At 68.6% G+C, this 16,793-nt stretch carries 16 protein-coding genes; 9 read left to right on the forward strand and 7 right to left on the reverse strand.

The genetic code is table 11. The annotated features are described in order from the left end of the window. The first annotated feature begins 11 nt into the window (after positions 1 to 11). Complete coding sequence (locus tag E0H92_RS41965; protein WP_131460685.1) at positions 12 to 629, forward strand: TetR/AcrR family transcriptional regulator; 618 nt, start codon at positions 12 to 14, stop codon at positions 627 to 629. A 30-nt stretch (positions 630 to 659) separates the two neighbouring features. On the opposite strand, the gene E0H92_RS41970 is transcribed toward E0H92_RS41965, so the two are convergent. Both E0H92_RS41970 and E0H92_RS41975 read right to left on the reverse strand, forming a co-directional pair. Continuing rightward, positions 660 to 1,052, reverse strand: coding sequence for a DUF3592 domain-containing protein (locus E0H92_RS41970; protein ID WP_238151433.1), 393 nt, complete (start codon positions 1,050 to 1,052; stop codon positions 660 to 662). 354 nt (positions 1,053 to 1,406) lie between these two features. After that, entirely contained in the window at positions 1,407 to 3,104 is a 1,698-nt protein-coding gene (locus E0H92_RS41975; protein WP_238173824.1) for a DUF5107 domain-containing protein, read from the reverse strand. A gap of 35 nt (positions 3,105 to 3,139) precedes the next feature. Between E0H92_RS41975 and E0H92_RS41980 the strand changes: the two genes are divergently transcribed. Beyond that, positions 3,140 to 4,795 carry an FAD-binding dehydrogenase gene (locus tag E0H92_RS41980; protein WP_131500218.1) on the forward strand — a complete coding sequence of 552 codons (1,656 nt, stop codon included), beginning with the start codon at positions 3,140 to 3,142 and terminating at the stop codon, positions 4,793 to 4,795. 75 nt (positions 4,796 to 4,870) lie between these two features. Further along, positions 4,871 to 6,037 carry an alpha/beta hydrolase family protein gene (locus E0H92_RS41985; protein WP_131500219.1) on the forward strand — a complete coding sequence of 389 codons (1,167 nt, stop codon included), beginning with the start codon at positions 4,871 to 4,873 and terminating at the stop codon, positions 6,035 to 6,037. Here E0H92_RS41985 and E0H92_RS41990 read toward each other — a convergent pair. Together E0H92_RS41990 and E0H92_RS41995 are read right to left on the reverse strand one after the other, a co-directional pair. Then, on the reverse strand, positions 6,021 to 6,728 hold the full coding sequence (locus tag E0H92_RS41990) for a serine protein kinase RIO (protein ID WP_238173825.1): 708 nt from the start codon (positions 6,726 to 6,728) through the stop codon (positions 6,021 to 6,023). The genes E0H92_RS41985 and E0H92_RS41990 overlap by 17 nt on opposite strands. 341 nt (positions 6,729 to 7,069) lie before the next feature. Then, positions 7,070 to 7,783 carry an NIPSNAP family protein gene (locus E0H92_RS41995; protein WP_131500221.1) on the reverse strand — a complete coding sequence of 238 codons (714 nt, stop codon included), beginning with the start codon at positions 7,781 to 7,783 and terminating at the stop codon, positions 7,070 to 7,072. Positions 7,784 to 7,949: 166 nt separating this feature from the next. Between E0H92_RS41995 and E0H92_RS42000 the strand changes: the two genes are divergently transcribed. From E0H92_RS42000 to ku, 3 genes are read left to right on the forward strand one after another with little or no spacing between them, the layout of a single operon-like run. Beyond that, a complete protein-coding gene (locus tag E0H92_RS42000; RefSeq protein WP_131500222.1) occupies positions 7,950 to 8,744 on the forward strand; it encodes a sigma-70 family RNA polymerase sigma factor in 795 nt (264 codons plus the stop codon). Positions 8,745 to 8,763: 19 nt separating this feature from the next. Next, the gene (locus E0H92_RS42005) at positions 8,764 to 9,666 is read left to right on the forward strand and encodes a hypothetical protein (RefSeq protein ID WP_131500223.1); all 903 of its coding nucleotides are present in this window, start codon (positions 8,764 to 8,766) and stop codon (positions 9,664 to 9,666) included. Positions 9,667 to 9,702: 36 nt separating this feature from the next. Beyond that, positions 9,703 to 10,563, forward strand: a complete 861-nt coding sequence (gene ku / locus E0H92_RS42010) for a non-homologous end joining protein Ku (RefSeq protein ID WP_131500224.1) — start codon at positions 9,703 to 9,705, stop codon at positions 10,561 to 10,563. On the opposite strand, the gene E0H92_RS42015 is transcribed toward ku, so the two are convergent. Continuing rightward, complete coding sequence (locus tag E0H92_RS42015) at positions 10,560 to 11,210, reverse strand: hypothetical protein (protein WP_131500225.1); 651 nt, start codon at positions 11,208 to 11,210, stop codon at positions 10,560 to 10,562. The two genes, ku and E0H92_RS42015, sit on opposite strands and share 4 nt — an antisense overlap. 154 nt (positions 11,211 to 11,364) lie before the next feature. Here E0H92_RS42015 and E0H92_RS42020 point away from each other — a divergent pair, with 154 nt between their 5' ends. After that, positions 11,365 to 13,455, forward strand: coding sequence for a thiamine pyrophosphate-dependent enzyme (locus E0H92_RS42020; RefSeq protein WP_238152560.1), 2,091 nt, complete (start codon positions 11,365 to 11,367; stop codon positions 13,453 to 13,455). Here E0H92_RS42020 and E0H92_RS42025 read toward each other — a convergent pair. Next, positions 13,448 to 13,924 (reverse strand): DnaJ family domain-containing protein, encoded by a 477-nt coding sequence (locus E0H92_RS42025; RefSeq protein ID WP_131460695.1) that lies wholly within the window; start codon positions 13,922 to 13,924, stop codon positions 13,448 to 13,450. The two genes, E0H92_RS42020 and E0H92_RS42025, sit on opposite strands and share 8 nt — an antisense overlap. Before the next feature lie 93 nt (positions 13,925 to 14,017). On the opposite strand from E0H92_RS42025, the gene E0H92_RS42030 reads away from it, so the two are divergent. Then, positions 14,018 to 14,593, forward strand: coding sequence for a hypothetical protein (locus tag E0H92_RS42030; protein WP_202874106.1), 576 nt, complete (start codon positions 14,018 to 14,020; stop codon positions 14,591 to 14,593). A 30-nt stretch (positions 14,594 to 14,623) separates the two neighbouring features. Then, complete coding sequence (locus tag E0H92_RS42035; RefSeq protein ID WP_131500226.1) at positions 14,624 to 16,168, forward strand: aldehyde dehydrogenase family protein; 1,545 nt, start codon at positions 14,624 to 14,626, stop codon at positions 16,166 to 16,168. A 12-nt stretch (positions 16,169 to 16,180) separates the two neighbouring features. Here E0H92_RS42035 and E0H92_RS42040 read toward each other — a convergent pair whose 3' ends face one another. Continuing rightward, entirely contained in the window at positions 16,181 to 16,780 is a 600-nt protein-coding gene (locus tag E0H92_RS42040) for an acyltransferase (RefSeq protein ID WP_131500227.1), read from the reverse strand. Positions 16,781 to 16,793 lie beyond the last annotated feature (13 nt).

Raw genomic sequence — 16,793 nt, forward strand, 5'->3', positions numbered from 1 at the left:
ACAATGAATGAATGGTGACTTCGGGGGCGTATCCGCTGCGCCGGACGCCGACCCAGGACCGGGCGAGCCGGCAGGTCGAGCGGATCCTGGACGCGGCCTGTGCGGAGGTGGTCGAGCGCGGGTACGACGCGGCGTCGACGAGTGGGATCGCTAAGCGGGCCGAGATCGCGGTCGGCAGCGTGTACCGGTACTTCCCGGACAAGCGCAGCCTGATCCAGGCGATCGAACGCCGGAACCAGGCTCGCTACACCGACGCGGTACGTGAGCGGCTGGCCGATGTGACGAGCTGGCGGGCGGCGGTCGACGTCACGCTGGACACGTTCCGGGAGATGCACCGGACCGATCCGGGGTTCAAGGCGGTCGTGCTGAGCGGGCTCGGCGATCCGGAGCTGGAGGCGAAGCCGGGCGAGTTCGACGACCAGCACGCGGGCGAGTTCGCGGAACTGCTGGCGGCGCGCTTCGGGGCGCGGGACTCGCGGGACTTTCGCCTGGCCGTGACGCTCAGCATCACGATGGGCGAGGCGCTGGCCCACCTGGCGGACCGGTTGTCCGCGGACGAGGCGGAGTACGTTCTGGATCAGGGCCGGCCGGTGCTGTACAACCTGCTCGCCCCGCATCTTCCTGCTTGAGCCGGAGAGGAGGCTCAAGCAGGTGAACCGTCAGGCCGCGGAAGGCAGGCCCAGGGCCGGCCAGTGGCTGACCCGGCCGGCCAGGCGAGCCCGGCGTGGGGTCCGGACGTCGTACGCGACGATCACCCGGTCACCCTTGGCGTAAGTAATCCTGCTCCCGACCGGGAACTTGCGAGCGACCTCGTACGGTCCCTCACCCCGGCGGGTGTAGTACTCGACGATGACCTCGGTGTAGATCGCCGGGGCACCGCTCTGCAGTTGGCCGCGGACCGGGCCACGCACCCGGATCACTCGTCCCGCGGTCTTCTCTTCCGTGCCGGTGGGGATCTGGGACGGCCGAAGACCGGCCAGAACTTCGGTCACGATGAAGGCCGCGACCACCAGCACCAGGCCGAACCCACCGAGTACAACGATCGTCAACATGGCACTCACCCCCGACGCGTCGCCCGCGAGCGACGCGGTCGTTTGTCGAAACTGCCCTTGCGCGGCTTTTGCCGCTCACCCGGTGGGACGCCACCGGACTCCACTTGGTTCCATGTAATTCAAAAACTTCTCTACAGGACCATAGTAGAGTCCGGTGGAGCGGTGTTTCTAGAGGTAGAGTTGACCTGAAGTTGTCAGTTTCCGCCCATTCCGAACTGGTATCGCGGCGGAACTGGCCGTTGTGTGCCAAGCGCCTCTTCGGCGGCCAGCCAGTAGTCGGTGAGCGGGTTCGCACCCTCCCGGACCGTGGCCAGCTGGATACCCGCAGCGAGCAGTTCGTGCGCTCTGGCAGGGTCACCGGTCTCCAGCGCGTGCCGAACGCGCAGCAGCTGGATTCGCGGGTCGTCCGGCGCGCGTTCGAGCATCCGCTCCGCCCGCTTGACGTCGGTGTCGAGCGCGGCCGCGACCGCTTCGACGACCAGCGGCACCAGGTCGGGCAGGAGCTCGACGGCGCGCTCGTAGCACTCCAGGTCTCCCGTGACTACACCGAGGTTGCGTAGCGCCCAGGCGTTGTCCCCGGACTGCCGCCACGCCTCGATCGCCCCGGTCCACATCGCCGGCGTAGTGCCGCGCGACGCCCCGGTGGTACCAGACGAGCCAGTTGTCCTCAGCCGCCTCCAACAGCTCCCGCCACGCCACCAGAGTCCCGTCCGGTACGTCGTCACTCGCCGGCAACTGCCCGTCGAGCAGCGGCAACCACGCCTCCTCCCGCGCCGTCATGGTGTCCGCGTCGAACGGCGTACCGTCCGACACCGTCCACCCGGTGCGCTTGAGCTCCAAGGCGCCCCACCCGGACCCCAATGCAAGCCGCTCGACCGGCGCAGCATCAACTACGCCCAACCACGCCTGCTCACGCGCCGGCAGCTCGTCCAGCAACGGCCGCAACGCCGCAGCACCTCCAGTTCGTGCAGCCTTCCAGTCCTGGGAGTGCGCGACACCGGCGTCCATCGAGAGACGTCCGTACGCCTCCAACCAGTGCCACCCCTCGCGGGCGGGCAGCTTCAGGTGCTCCATCTGAGTACGGGCGAGCCCGGCCTGAATCTCGGCGTACCCCTCGCCCTCCAGACCGGGGGACAGCCACTCCTGCCACCGCTGCCCGCCGTCCCCTTGACCCCACACGAACAACTTCCGGCCCTGCAACCGTGAGGTCGACGCCTGCACGAACCCGTTGCCCGAGCCATCGACGGACGCGATCCACGACCGCTCCGCGGCGAGCGGCTCGAAGAAGTAGTCGATGGCCCGCGGGTGCCGGGTCGGATAGGTCAGGTCCGTTGCCACGTCCACCAGATCGAGCGTCCTCCCGTACCCGAACTGCCACGCCTGGTCCGCGGGCACCAGCACCCGACGGTCCGGCGACTGCGGGACCGCGATGTTCGACCACCAGTACGCCGGGACCTCGGCATCGGACGGGTTCTGCAGCCGTACGCCGACGTACAGGAACTCCGAGTCCTCCGGGAGCCAGAAGTCGAGCTGGGTGACGAGGTTGCGGGTGCGTTCGAGCTCCCACAGCCGCAGGATCGGCGTACCGTCCGGACCGTCGACGCGGGCGGCGTGCATCGGCGCGCAGGTCCCGGTCCAGTGGCCGGTGCTGCCGACGTTCCACTCGACGCCGCCGGCGAACCAGGCGTTGCGCAGCGCGAGGTTCGCGGGCTGGAACACCGGGTTGCGATACAGCAGCTCCTCGCCGTGGTGGACGAGCGAGTAGAGCCGGCCGCCGAGGGTCGGTAGGACGGTCGCGCGCACGTAGTCGTTCTCGAGCACGAGCGCTGGGAGCGCGGTCTCGGCCAAGGTGCGGTCGTACCCGTCCTGGTTCAGGCACGGCAGTGGGCTGTGCAGGCGCCCGTACTCGATGTTCTCCCGAAGGTCGGCGGGGAGGTCGGCGAGGTTCTCGACCTGGTGCGGCTCGCGCTGCGTGCTGAGCGGCGCGAGCGGGTTCTCCGGACCGATCGAAGCTGCAGGAAGTACGACGTTTTGAACAGAAAGGATCGTCACCGCTCCATCTTCCCAAGTGCGCTATACATGTCGGCATGGACGCTGATGTGATCGTCGTCGGGGCGGGGCTCGCCGGGCTGGCTGCGACCGCCGAACTGGCCGACGCGGGCCGGAAGGTACTGCTGCTCGACCAGGAACCCGAGGCGTCGCTCGGCGGCCAGGCGTTCTGGTCGTTCGGCGGACTGCTGTTCGTGGATTCCCCCGAGCAGCGCCGGATGGGGATCAAGGACTCCCGCGACCTCGCACTGCAGGACTGGCTCGGCTCGGCCGGGTTCGACCGGCTGGACGACGAGGACAAGTGGGCCCGGCAGTGGGCCGAGGCGTACGTCGACTGGGCGGCCGGCGAGAAGCGTCCGTGGCTGCATGCGCAAGGTGTGCGGTTCTTCCCGGTCGTCGGCTGGGCGGAACGCGGCGGGTACAACGCTGACGGGCACGGGAACTCGGTGCCGCGGTTCCACATCACCTGGGGCACCGGCCCGGGCTTGGTCGCGCCGTTCGAGCGCCGCGTGCGGGACGCCGTCGGGAGAGGACTCGTCGAGTTCCGGTTCCGGCACCGGGTGGACGAGCTGACCGTGACGGGCGGAGTGGTCGACGGCGTCGCGGGCAAGGTGCTCGAGCCCAGCGACGTACTGCGAGGTGTGTCGAGCTCGCGGGTCGAGGTCGAGGACTTCAGCCTCACCGCGCAGGCCGTGATCGTCACGTCCGGTGGGATCGGCGGCAACCACGACCTGGTCCGGTCGCAGTGGCCGAAGCGGATGGGCGAGCCGCCGCGGCGGATGATCAGCGGCGTCCCGGCCCATGTCGACGGCCGGATGCTCGCGATCACCGAACAGGCCGGCGGCCGGTACGTGAACCGGGACCGGATGTGGCACTACACCGAAGGCATCCAGAACTGGGACCCGATCTGGCCGCAGCACGGCATCCGGATCCTGCCCGGGCCGTCGTCGCTGTGGTTCGACGCGACCGGGAAGCGGCTGCCGGTGCCGTTGTTCCCCGGGTTCGACACGCTCGGGACGCTCGAGCACATCATGACCACCGGGTACGACTACACGTGGTTCGTGCTGACGCAGAAGATCATCGAGAAGGAGTTCGCGCTCTCCGGCCAGGAGCAGAACCCGGACCTGACCAACAAGGACGTCAAGGGTGTACTCGGCCGGGCCCGCGGCGGTGCGACGGCCCCCGTCCAGGCGTTCATGGACAAGGGCGCCGACTTCATTGTCCGCGGCAACCTTCCGGACCTGGTCCGTGGGATGAACGACCTGACCGGCGACAACCTGATCAAACTCGACGACCTCGAGCGGCAGATCGTCGCGCGGGACCGGGAGCTGACCAACACGTTCACCAAGGACCTGCAGATCACGGCACTGCGCGGCGCCCGCAACTACCGCGGCGACAAGCTGATCCGGGTCGCGTCCCCGCACCGGATCCTCGACCCGAAAGCCGGTCCGCTGATCGCCGTCCGGCTCAACATCCTGACCCGCAAGTCGCTGGGCGGTCTGCAGACCGATCTGGAGTCGCGGGTCCTGCGGACCGACGGCACCCCGCTCCCCGGTGTCTACGCCGCCGGTGAGGTCGCCGGGTTCGGCGGCGGCGGAATCCACGGCTACCGATCGCTCGAAGGCACGTTCGTCGGCGGCTGCCTGTTCACCGGCCGTACGGCGGGACGCGCGGCCGCGAAGGCGGTGTCCTGAAGGACCACTGCGGGAGGAGTTGTTGTGTGCTCCGATCCGATGTCCGAGCGGAAGGGCGGCTCCTAGCGTGACCGCATGCGCCGTCTCCTCAGCTTGCTCACCGCCACTGTTCTGCTCGCAGGTGTGACCGTGCCGGCCGAAGCTCACCGGACCGTTCGCGTTCCGGGTGCCGAGTACCAGCAGGTCGCGCACCTGGACGACCTGACCACGGCCGGAACAGTCGCGTCAGGCCACACCAATCCCGCCGACTACGCCGGCCTCACGCATGCGGGTCTGCCGCAGCAATCCGGCGTACCGGGGGTGCAGATCGACGGGTACTTTCCGGACAACTCGCACACCAACACGAACCACGGGTGGAACCACGACTCGCAGTTCGTGATCCGGCTGCCGCGGACGTGGAACGGCGGACTCGTCGTCTCCGGATCACCCGGGGTGCGAGCGCAGTACGCAAACGACAAGGCGATCTCGGACTACGTGCTCTCGCTGGGCTACGCGTACGCCGCGACCGACAAGGGCAACACCGGCGCCGCGTTCTACACCGACGGCCTGCGCCCCGGCGACGCGATCGTCGAGTGGAACGTGCGTACGACGCAACTCGCGCGAGCTGCCCGCGCCACGGTGTCGCAGTACTACGGCCACGCGGCGCGTGAGGTGATCGCCGCGGGCATCTCGAACGGCGGCTACCTGGTCCGTTGGCAGCTCGAGCACCACCCGGAGCTCTTCACCCGCGGTGTGGACCTGGAAGGCACGCTGTGGACCGTCAAGGGGCCGAACCTCTTCACCTACTTGCCTCAGGCAATCAAAGGCTACGAGCAGCACGACCCGGCCGCGATCGTCGCGGCGGGCTTCGATCCGCGGTCGGACTTCCTCTGGGACTACCACTACACGGTCTACTGGAAGCTGACCCAGCGCATCTACGCCGCCGAACTGGACCCGACGTACACCGGCACCGAAGCCGGCTACAACTACGCCCAACGCCCGGAAGCGCACCGGTCGATCAAGCGCATCGCGCTCACCGGCAAGATCAAGAAGCCGCTCATCACGATCCACGGCACGTACGACAGCCTGCTCCCAATCGCCCAGGACTCCGACGTGTACGCAGAGATGGCTCGTGGCACCGGCCTGCACACGTACCAGCGGGTCGAGGCAGGCAACCACGTCGACGGCCTTGTCGACGCCTACCCCAACCAGCTGGTCCCGCTTGTCCCCCTGCTCCAGCGGGCGATCAGAACACCATCGTGAGCAGGTCGGCGAACAGCTCCTGCTCGTCGATTTCCAGCCCGCGGTTGGTGAACCACGTGGCCATGTTGTGGCAGTCGCGGAGCAGGAAGTCCATGCCCTTGGGGTTGCCGACGATGTCGACCACCTGTGGCAGGTCGATCATCACGATCCGCTCCCCCTGGGCGAGGACGTTGTACGGCGAGAGGTCGCCGTGCGCCAGCCCCGCCCGGGCCAGCTCACGCATCCCGCCGCGGAGTTGCTCGAAGTACTGACCGAGCAGCTCCTTCGGCGGGCGGACCTGGGCGAGCCGTGGCGCGGCACCGCCCTCGCCGTCGTCGATGAACTCCATCAGCAGCTCGGTGCCGTCCACCTGGACGGGGTACGGCACCGGGACGCCGGCCACCCACAACCGGTTCAGGGCTTCCCATTCCGCGTACGCCCAGCCGCCGGCCGCGACACTGCGCCCGTGCGCGGTCTTCTTCGCCATCGCCCGGCTGTCACGGCTGTTGCGGGTACGGCGCCCTTCGACGTACGACGTACTGCGGTGGAAGGACCGGTGCTCCTCGGTGCGGTACCGCTTCGCGGCCAGCAGGGAGGATTTCGCCGGGTTGTCGCCGATGGCTTTGACAGCGCGCTCGACCAAGAAGACGTCGGCCTCTTTGCCGGTTTTGAGGACGCCTAGCTCGGTGTCGATCGCCGCCTGTTCCGTCACAACCCACGAGGGGCGTGCCTGTGTCAAAGGATCTAGGGGGCCGCGAGAACCGCGCTCGACGTCCAGCCAGGTGGACCACCGCTGATCCGGCCCCAGGTCCTCGTCCACCGAGTGGAACTTGAAGACAAAGGCATCGGACGGATCCGGTTCGAGGTCTGAGTAGTTAGAGGTGAATTCGTACTCGGTAGACAACGGGTGTGCTCCTGAACGAAGAAGTGAGACTGACGCGGACATGCCGCAGCACAGTGATGGCCATCCGTCAGCCCTCCTTAGGTCCAGGCAGCATTCGCCGCTGCTCGGTCACCACAGGATGCCCGGCCGTTCCGGGCCCCGCAACGTATTTACCGGAACTGCGATCCCCCGGTCGGCCGCAGCCGCAACTCCTGCACCGGCTTCGCCGACCGGCAGACCAGCTCGGGCAGCACACGCTCCTGCCAGACCCGCGAGTCGGCGAGTTGCCGGCGATGCTCGTCGTACGCCGTGTCATCGGCGAACCGCGCGAACCAGGTGAGCACCACCTCGTCTCGCAACGGCAGCTGCGGGAAGTTGTTCTCGGCAACCAAGCTCTCGAACACCGCGACCGGCTCGGCACCGGTCGCGGCGAGCACCGGCACGACCTGATCGGTGAAGAACTCGACGAATCCGTCGTCCTCGGCAGCGCGGTGGTAGACCGCTCCGCCAATCATCGAACTCGCCGCGTCGCCCGCTCGCGGCGCGTCGAGCGCCGGGTAGCCGGGTCCGAGCCGCACGGGCTTCAGCAGCAGGGCGTTGTCCGAGTCGATCATCGTCACGTTCGCCGCGGCGGCGTGGGCGCGCCACACAGGGCCGTAGTAGAACGCGTTCAGCGCGTCCGCGCGCGCGGGCAGGTCGCGGAACCCGCGGATCCAGACGAACCGATCCGGATCGTCCAGATCGCGGAACTGACCGACGATGTGCATACCGGTCTGTTCCTGCCCCTCGACGAGGTAAGTGTCGAAAACCTCGATCAGGGCGTCGCGGTGTCCGGGGTGCAGGGTGTACTGGCGCAGGTCGACGACGGCGCAACACTCGTTCATGAGTGTGAGCAAACCATTGAAACCTGACAGTTACTGTCAGGCGACAAGCGTTTCAAGCACCCGTAACAGTCGGGTACTTGAAAGCTCCGGCCGAGTTTGATCTGGTGGAACCAGTGGTTCAGCCCCTGCCACCAAGCATGTACGACGACACGACGAGGTATCTCCCGTGACGATCGCAACTGCAGAACGCACCAAGCAGAACATCGCCGACGCCACCCACGAGCTGCTGCTCGAGGCGGACAGCGTCCCGGATCCCCGGCACCAGGCGTGCCTCGACGAGGTCGTCCTCCTGAACGCGCCGGTGGCCAGATCGATCGCCTCCCGGTACCGCAGCAAGGGCGTCGACGCCGACGACCTCGAGCAGGTCGCGTACCTCGGCCTGGTGAAGGCCGCCAACGGGTACCGGCTGGAGGCGTCGACGGCGTTCCTGTCGTACGCCGTACCGACGATCCGCGGTGAACTGAAGCGGTACTTCCGGGACTGCGCCTGGACGATCCGGCCGCCGCGCCGCGTCCAGGAGATGCAGGGCAGCATCGCCGCCGCGGAACCCGAGCTGATCCAGCGGCTCGGTCACGTGCCGACCGACGAGGAGACCGCGGAAGCGCTCGGCACCGATCCGTCCGAGGTCGCCGAGGCCACCTCGGTCCGCGGCTGCTTCAGCACGCTCTCGCTGGACGCGCCCGGTACGTCGGACGGCGGGACGAGCCTGATGGACACCGTCGCCGACGCCGAGGACGGCTACGACCTGGTCGAGAACGTGCACACCCTGACACCCGCGGTCGCGAACCTCGGCGAACGGGACAAACGCATCCTCCAGCTCCGCTTCTGCAACGGCTTCACGCAGGAGGAGATCGGCCACGAACTCGGCGTCAGCCAGATGCAGGTCTCCCGCCTGCTCCGCGGCATCCTCGAAACCCTCCGCACCGAACTGGCCGTGCAACGGGGTCCCAGCGGCAGCTGATTCGGGTACCGTCGCCTTCGTGGACTTCGAGGAGGCGGCGGATGCGGTGTATGCGGCGCCGGCGGCCGACTTCATTGCTACTCGCAACGAGCTGGCCAAGCAGCTGAAGGCGGACGGGGACGCGTTGGGGTCGACCCGGCTGAAGGCGCTGCGCAAGCCGACGGTCGCGGCCTGGATCGCGAACCTGGTCGCCCGCAAGCTGCCCGACGAGCTCGACGACCTGCTCGCGCTCGGTGACGAGTTCCGGGAGGCGACCGCCGATCTCGACGGCGAGCGCCTGCGGGACCTGACGCCGAAGCGGCACCGGCTGCTGGACAAACTGTCCAAGGAGGCCGCGCGGCTGGCCGCCGACGAAGGCCAGAAGGTCAGCGCGGACGTCGGCCAGAAGCTCCGCGAGACGCTGGACGCCGCGCTGGTGGATCCGGCCGCGGGCGACGCCGTCCGTGAGGGCCGGTTGAGCAGCGCGCTGCGGCACGTCGGCTTCGGCGTCGTCGACGAGAACGGTGAACCGTCCAACGTCACCCCGCTCACCGACGAGCGCCGCCAGGCGGCGCGTGACCGGCGCAAGGCTCAGCAGGCGGAACCAGCGGCCCCAGCTGTGTCGAAGAAGGAGGCCGGGGAGTCCGCGGCGGAGCGGAAGAAGCGGGAGGCTGCGGAGCGCGAGCGGCAGGAGCGGGAGGAACGCGAGGCGGCGGCGAAGGCCGAGGCCAAGCAGGCCTTCGAAGAGGCCGTCGCCGCGGCGCAGGAGGCCGAGGCGAAGGTCGAGGAGCTGGACACCGAGCTCGACAACGCCCGCGAAGCCCTCTCCGAGGCGCAGGCCCGGGTCCACCGCGTCGGCTCCGAGCTCGACGAGGCCCGCCGAGCCGCCCGCGACGCCCAGAAGGAGAGCCGCGAGGCCCGGAAGCGCTACAACCGGCTCTGAACTGGGTACCGGTCGGGGCGGCGAAAGGAGCCGGCGATGGCACGGGCGATCTGGAGCGGATACATCAACTTCGGCCTGGTCTCGGTACCGGTCGGGTTGTACAGCGCGACCCACGAGCACGAGATCGACTTCCACCAGTTCCAGAAGGGGACGTCGGACCGGATCCGGTACAAGCGCGTGAACGAGCGCACCGGCCGCGAGGTCCCGTACGAGAAGATCGTGAAGGGTCACGACGTCGGCGGCGGCGAGTACGTGATCGTCGAACCCGAGGAACTCGACGACATCGCGCCGGGCAAGTCGCGGTCGCTGGAGATCGACACGTTCGTCGACCTGGACGAGATCGACCCGATGCACTTCCAGAAGAGCTATTACCTCGGCCCGAAGGATTCCGAGAACGCGTCGTCGTACGCGCTGCTGCGGGACGCGCTGGCGAAGACGAACCGCGCGGGGATTGCGAAGTTCGTGATGCGCGGCAAGGAGTACCTGGCGACGATCCGGGCGGACGGGAAGGTTCTCGTGCTGGAGACCATGTTCTTCGCCGACGAGATCCGCGATCCGGACGAGGAACTCGGCGACCTGCCGCGCAAGGCGGGCGCCGGCAAGCAACTGTCGATGGCGGTCGACCTGATCGAGGCGATGAGCGGCGAGTGGAAGCCGGCGTCGTACCAGGACACCTACACCGAGCGGGTCAAGGAACTGGTCAAGACCAAGCATCAGGGCAAGGAGATCGTCTACTCCGAGGAGGAGCCGCAGGCGACGAACCCGACCGATCTGGTCGCCGCCCTTCGCGCCAGCGTCGAGGAGGCCCGCAAGTCCCGCGGAGCGCGAAAGAAGACCACAGCGAAGAAGAAGACGGCCGCGAAGAAGACCAGCCGAAGCCGGAAGAAGGCTGCCTAGTTGTTGGGGTTGCCCAGGAGGTAGTGGCCGGGGTTGGCGGGAGCGCCGGCGTCCAGCCAGCGGTGGAAGCCGTCGGGGTTGCGCCGTTCGAACTCGTCGAGGCAGATCCGGCGGACCTCGGCGACGGCCTGCCGGTCGCGGAGATCGGCGCCCTGGGTGAGCTGCGTGGCGGTTTCGGACCAGACCCCGCAGAGCTCCTCGATGGAGAGCGGACACTGCAGCGACGCGATCAACTGCTCGTCCTCCACGACCTGCATCTCGGTCAGGCGCACCAGCTTGCGCTGCTTACGCGACGGGCGCAGGTGCGGGACCCGATCGGGTACGGCGAGGTCGATCAGCACGAACAGGGCGGCCAGGACCAGCGCCGTCACCACTCCGAGCGCACCCCACGCGAGCAACCGCACCAGCCCGGGCAGACACAACACCGCGACGGCCGCCGTCCCCGCGACCAGGGCCGCCGAGCCGTACGGCGCATCGTCCGTGACATGCCGGACCACGGCAGCCAGCGGCCAGACCAGCACGAACACCACGACCAGCAGGATCGACGCCGCGAGCGGACCGAGCAGGAGTACGCCGGCGAGCGCACCGGCTGTCCCGACTCCGAGACCAGCCGCGATCCCCACCCGCCGTACCCAGGAAAGCTGCATCACCAAGGCTCACTCACCGTCACCACACCCCACAGAGTCCCCCTCCCAGCTAGAACGAACAACCCCCCAGCGCGGTTCCCCGGACCGGCGGGGTGACCTGTTCAACTCGTGGGCGGAGCTGTGTTCGGCGGGGCGATCCCGGATCATGGATGAAATGAGGACCTTCGCCGAACGCGTCCGCGGCCTCGCCCCGGCCCCGTGGGAGCACGACGCAGAGCTGCTCCGCGGCCTGTACGACGCTCAGCTCGGCAGCCGGCACGCGGACCTCGCGGCCCGCTGGATGCAGTCCCAGGGCACCGGCTTCTACACGATCGGCTCGGCCGGTCACGAGGGCAACGCGGCCGTCGCCGCCGCCCTGGAGCCGACCGACCCGGCCCTGCTGCACTACCGGTCCGGGGCGTTCTACCTGACCCGCGCCGCCCAGTGCGGCTCGAAAGAGGGCCTGCGCGACATCCTGCTCGGTGTCGCCGCGGCGACCACCGAACCGATCGCCGGCGGCCGGCACAAGGTGTTCGGCCGGCACGAGTTGTCGGTGATCCCGCAGACGTCGACGATCGCCTCGCACCTGCCGCGGGCGATGGGCGTCGCGTTCTCGATGAACCGGTCGGCGAAACTCGGCGTACCGTCCCCGTGGCCGTCCGACGCGATCGTGGTGACCAGCTTCGGCGACGCGTCCGCGAACCACTCGACCGCGACCGGCGCGATCAACGCGGCCCTGCACGCGTCGTACCAGGGTCTGCCGATGCCGTTGCTGCTGGTCTGCGAGGACAACGGGATCGGGATCAGCGTGCGCACCCCGGACGGCTGGATCCGGCAGGCGTACGGTTCGCGTCCCGGCCTGCGGTACTTCGACGCGGACGGCACCGATCTCGACGCGGCGCTGTCGATGGCGCGCGAGGCGGCCACCTTCGTACGGCGGAACCGTCGGCCCGCGTTCCTGCGGTTGCGCACGGTCCGCTTGCTCGGTCACGCGGGCTCCGACGTGGAAACGGCGTACCGGTCTCCCGCGGAGCTGGCCGCGGACGAGGAGCTCGATCCGCTGCTCGGTACGGCGCGCTACCTGCTCGGCGCCGGCTACACCGCCGACGAAATCATCGAGCTGTACGACGAGAAGCACGCCGAGGCGCTCCGGATCGCGGCCGAGGTCGCGGGCCTCCCCCAGCTCACCTCACCCGAGGTCGTCGCCGCGCCCCTGCGCTTCCCTTCATCTGACGCGGTCGCCGCTGCGTTGCCGCAACGTACGCCTGCTGCAGAGCCGTTGACGCTCAGCCAGTCGATCAACCGCGCGCTCAGCGACGTACTGGCGTCGTACCCGGAGGCGATGGTCTTCGGCGAGGACGTGGGCCGCAAGGGCGGTGTGTACGGCGTGACGCGCGGGCTGCAGAAGGCGTTCGGGCCGCCCCGCGTCTTCGACACACTGCTCGACGAGCAGTCGATCCTGGGGCTCGCGCTCGGGGCCGGTGTCTCGGGGCTGTTGCCGATTCCCGAGATCCAGTACCTCGCCTACCTGCACAACGCCGAGGACCAGTTGCGTGGCGAGGCGGCGTCGCTGAAGTTCTTCTCGCAGGAGCAGTACGCGAACCCAATGGTGCTGCGGATCGCCGGCTACGGATACCAGAAGGGCTTCGGCGGCCACTTCCACAACGACGACGCGATCGGCGTCCTGCGGGACATCCCGGGGATCGTGATCGCCTCACCGTCGCGTCCGGACGACGCGGCCGCGATGCTGCAGGCGTGTACGGCGGCGGCCCGGTCGTCCGGCACCGTCAGCGTTTTCCTCGAGCCGATCGCGCTCTACCACCGCCGGGACCTGTACCAGGACGGCGACGAGCAGTGGCTGGCGCCGTACCCGTCCGAACCGGTGCCGATCGGGCGCGGCCGGACGTACGGCGACGGGACCGAACTGACCGTCGTCACGTTCGGAAACGGTGTTCCGATGAGCCTGCGGGTTGCGGAACGCGTTTCCGGAATACGTGTTCTGGATCTGCGCTGGCTGGCGCCGTTGCCGGTCGAGGACTTGTTGCGTGAGGCAAACATCACCGGACGCGTGCTGGTCGCGGACGAGACCCGCCGGTCCGGCGGCGTGTCCGAGGGCGTCCTCGCCACGCTGATCGACCATGGGTACACCGGCCGCATGGCCCGGGTGACGAGCTACGACTCGTACGTCCCGCTCGGCGCGGCCGCACACGACGTACTGCTCAGCGAACAGACCATCGAGACAGCGGCCCGCGAACTGCTCAGCTGAACAGTCGCTGCCAGATGGACCTCTTCCGCGGCCGGTGCTCTTCGGTGCGCTGCGGAAGTGGTTCGCGCGCGGGGCGTTCCATCCGCCACTGGGCGATCACCACGTCCTCGTCCACCGGTCCCGTCGGCACGACCGGTCCGGTGGTGTCGCGGATGCTGAGCCGGATCCGCTTGTTGAGGTCGGCCAGGTACTCGCGAACCTCGGTCTCGCGGCGCATCCCGCGCACCTTCTCGTGGACCTGCTGCTTCTCCTTGCGGAGCTGGACGGCCGGCGGCAGCAACGCCTCGGTCTCGAGGTCCTCGCGACGGATGAAGTCCTTCACCCACCAGTCGGGATCGTGCTGGTCCGCCAACTTCAGTGGTTTGCCGGCACCGGGCAGGTCGTCGAACTCGCCCTGGTTCTGCGCGAGCTTGATCTGCGCCTCGACCCACTCCTGGTTACTCATGCCCGGTGGTCTGCGCTTGGTCATGGCCACACCTCGCCTGTCATCATCGACAGCTTCTCCGTACGCACAGAATACCGGCTTGTGAATGCAATCACAAGGCATACTCGAGGTGTGCGGGTGACTGACGAGGAGATCGCGGCGATGACACCGCAGGAGCGGCGGGAGCTCATCCTCCGGCTCGCCCCGCGACCGGCCGGGCTGCCGTCCCGGCGGACGATCGACCGGATCCGCAAGTGGCGGACGGTCCTGATGCTGGTCTGCGCGGCCGCCCTGATCCCGTGGACCGTGTACCTGGCGATCACCCTGCCCAGCCACTACGTCGCGCGGAACTGGGTCGCGACCTGGGTCGGGTTCGACATCCTGCTGCTCACGATGCTCGTGCTGACCGCGCTGGCCGGCTGGAAGCGCAAGCAGTTCGTGTTCCCGACGGCGTTCGCGTCCGGCGTCCTGCTGATCTGCGACGCCTGGTTCGACGTGATGACCAGCCAGCGCGGCGGCGACCTCACCCAGGCACTGCTCAGCGCGTTCCTGGTCGAGTTGCCGCTGGCCGTCGTACTGATCGCGGGCCCGCTCCGCCTCCTCCGGTACGTCGCCATCCGGCACGGCATGATCCACCCCAACTCCCACCTGTGGCGGATGCCGATCCCGATCCCGGACCTGTACCCGGACCAGAAAGTGCCGCCGTCGTCTTAGGGTGGAGACCCACTACGAGGAGGTGGCCGTATGGCCGGTGAGGTGCTGTCCGTTGTCGGTGGCGAGCGCGTGGCGGAAGCGGTACGGCGTACCCCGTCGACCAACCCGGCGCAGTTGAGCGATGTCGTCGGGACGGTCGGCAGTGCCGGGCCGGAGGTGTTCGTGCGGGCTGCCGAGGCGGCCCGGTCCGCGCAGGCCGCCTGGGCCGCGACGCCGGCGCCGCAGCGCGGCCAGGTGATCTCGAACGTGGGCCGGCTGATGACCCTGAACAAGGAGCGGCTCGCCGCTCTCGTCACGCGGGAGATCGGGAAGCCTCTGGGTGAGGCGCTGGGCGAGGTGCAGGAGATCATCGACACCTGCGACTTCTTCCTCGGCGAGGGCCGTCGGCTGTACGGGCAGACGGTGCCGTCGGAGATGCCGGACAAGCAACTGTTCACGTTCCGGCGCCCGGTCGGAACGGTGGCCGTGATCACCGCCGGAAACTTTCCGGTCGCCGTTCCGTCCTGGTACATCGTCCCGGCGCTGCTCTGCGGAAATACCGTGGTGTGGAAACCGGCGGAATATTCCGCAGTGGTTTCCGACGCGTTCTACGAGATCTTCGCGCATTCCGGCGTACCGGCCGGGGTGTTCAACGTGGTGTACGCCGACGGCCCGGACACGTTTTCCGGACTGGAGCAGGCGTTGGCGGCCGGGCTGATCAACAAGGTCGGGTTCACCGGATCGAGCGCGGTCGGCACCCGGATCGGCGAGCTGTGCGGCCGTCACCTGCAGACGCCCTGCCTGGAGCTCGGCGGCAAGAACCCGATGGTGATCACCGAGGACGCGGAGCTGGACCTGGCCGTCGAGGGCGCACTGTTCTCCGGCTTCGGTACGGCGGGACAACGGTGCACCTCCTTGGGGACGGCGATCGTGCACCGGTCCGTGTACGACGAGTTCCTGGACCGCTTCGGGCAGGCGACCGCGGACGCGGCGATGGGCGACCCGACGCAGGACGTGTTGTTCGGGCCGTTGCTGGACGAGAAGTTCGCGGCCGGGTTCGAGAAGTCACTGGGGTGGATCACGGCGCACCACCAGGTGATCGGCCGGACCGGCCGGGTCACCGCGGACAACCCGCGGGCCGGGTTCGTCGGCGATCCGGCGGCCGGGCTGTTCTACCACCCGACGATCGTGGCCGGGGTACGGGCGGACGACGAGCTGTTCCTGAACGAGACGTTCGGGCCGGTCGTCGGCGTCACGCCGTACTCGACGCTCGACGAGGCGATTGCTCTGGGCAACAAGTCCGGGTACGGGCTGTCCAGCTCGATCTACACCACCGATCCGAACAAGGCGTTCCGGTTCGCGCAGGGGATCTCGGCGGGGATGGTGAGTGTCAACAACTCGACGTCCGGCGCGGAGGCGCACCTGCCGTTCGGCGGGAACGGGAAGTCCGGCAACGGCTCCCGGCAGAGCGGGGTGTGGGTCCTCGACCAGTTCACCCGCTGGCAGTCCATGAACTGGGACTACTCGGGCAAACTGCAGAAGGCCCAGATGGACACCGAAACCGTCGAGGCCGATCTCACGTTCCAGCTCCCGTGAGTACTGCGGCGGTCAGGTTTGGGCCTTCGGGTAGGTGACGGCTCGCAGGACCTTCGCCGGTGCGCCGGCCGCGACGGAGTACGGCGGAATGTCCTGCGTGACAACGCTGTTGGCGCCGATCACGCACCTCTCGCCGATCGTCACCCCGCTCGTGACGACCACGTTGGCCCCCAGCCACACATTGTCGCCGATCCGCGTCGGCCCCGTGGAATCGAACCCCTGCCACGGCACCGGCCGATCCGGATCGTCGTACCGATGATTGGCGTCGGTCACGAAGCACCCGTTCGCCAGCATGCAGTGGGACCCGATCTCTACCAGGTCGAGTGCCGCGACCATCACCGCGATGTTCAGGAACGTCCCCTCCCCGATCCGCACCCGTGCCTCGTCGCCAACGGTGATCCACACGTTGGGCTCGAACATCGTGTGGGCGCCGACCTCGAGCCGCCCGTCCCGCAAGGCCTCCAGCACGTTCCCGTGCAACGGCCACCGCGCGAACGCCCCGCGCCGCATCAACTCCCAGTGGATCCGCCCCCGGTTCCACGGCAACGAATTCCGCTGGTACCAGCGCCACTTCTGCGCCCAGACCTTCAGCTGCCCACGAAGCTCCTCCACATTCGCCAGGCTA

The sequence above is a fragment of the Kribbella speibonae genome (genome assembly GCF_004331375.1).
Classification (GTDB): domain Bacteria; phylum Actinomycetota; class Actinomycetes; order Propionibacteriales; family Kribbellaceae; genus Kribbella; species Kribbella sindirgiensis.

Bases quoted from the DNA above. Each gene is read 5' to 3' on its own strand.
- E0H92_RS41995 (WP_131500221.1), bottom strand. From the start codon at position 7,783: ATGAACGAGTGTTGCGCCGTCGTCGACCTGCGCCAGTACACCCTGCAC.
- E0H92_RS42015 (WP_131500225.1), bottom strand. From the start codon at position 11,210: ATGCAGCTTTCCTGGGTACGGCGGGTGGGGATCGCGGCTGGTCTCGGA.
- E0H92_RS42020 (WP_238152560.1), top strand. From the start codon at position 11,365: ATGAGGACCTTCGCCGAACGCGTCCGCGGCCTCGCCCCGGCCCCGTGG.
- ku (WP_131500224.1), top strand. From the start codon at position 9,703: ATGGCACGGGCGATCTGGAGCGGATACATCAACTTCGGCCTGGTCTCG.
- E0H92_RS42035 (WP_131500226.1), top strand. From the start codon at position 14,624: ATGGCCGGTGAGGTGCTGTCCGTTGTCGGTGGCGAGCGCGTGGCGGAA.
- E0H92_RS41965 (WP_131460685.1), top strand. From the start codon at position 12: ATGGTGACTTCGGGGGCGTATCCGCTGCGCCGGACGCCGACCCAGGAC.
- E0H92_RS42025 (WP_131460695.1), bottom strand. From the start codon at position 13,924: ATGACCAAGCGCAGACCACCGGGCATGAGTAACCAGGAGTGGGTCGAG.
- E0H92_RS41970 (WP_238151433.1), bottom strand. From the start codon at position 1,052: ATGTTGACGATCGTTGTACTCGGTGGGTTCGGCCTGGTGCTGGTGGTC.
- E0H92_RS41985 (WP_131500219.1), top strand. From the start codon at position 4,871: ATGCGCCGTCTCCTCAGCTTGCTCACCGCCACTGTTCTGCTCGCAGGT.
- E0H92_RS41980 (WP_131500218.1), top strand. From the start codon at position 3,140: ATGGACGCTGATGTGATCGTCGTCGGGGCGGGGCTCGCCGGGCTGGCT.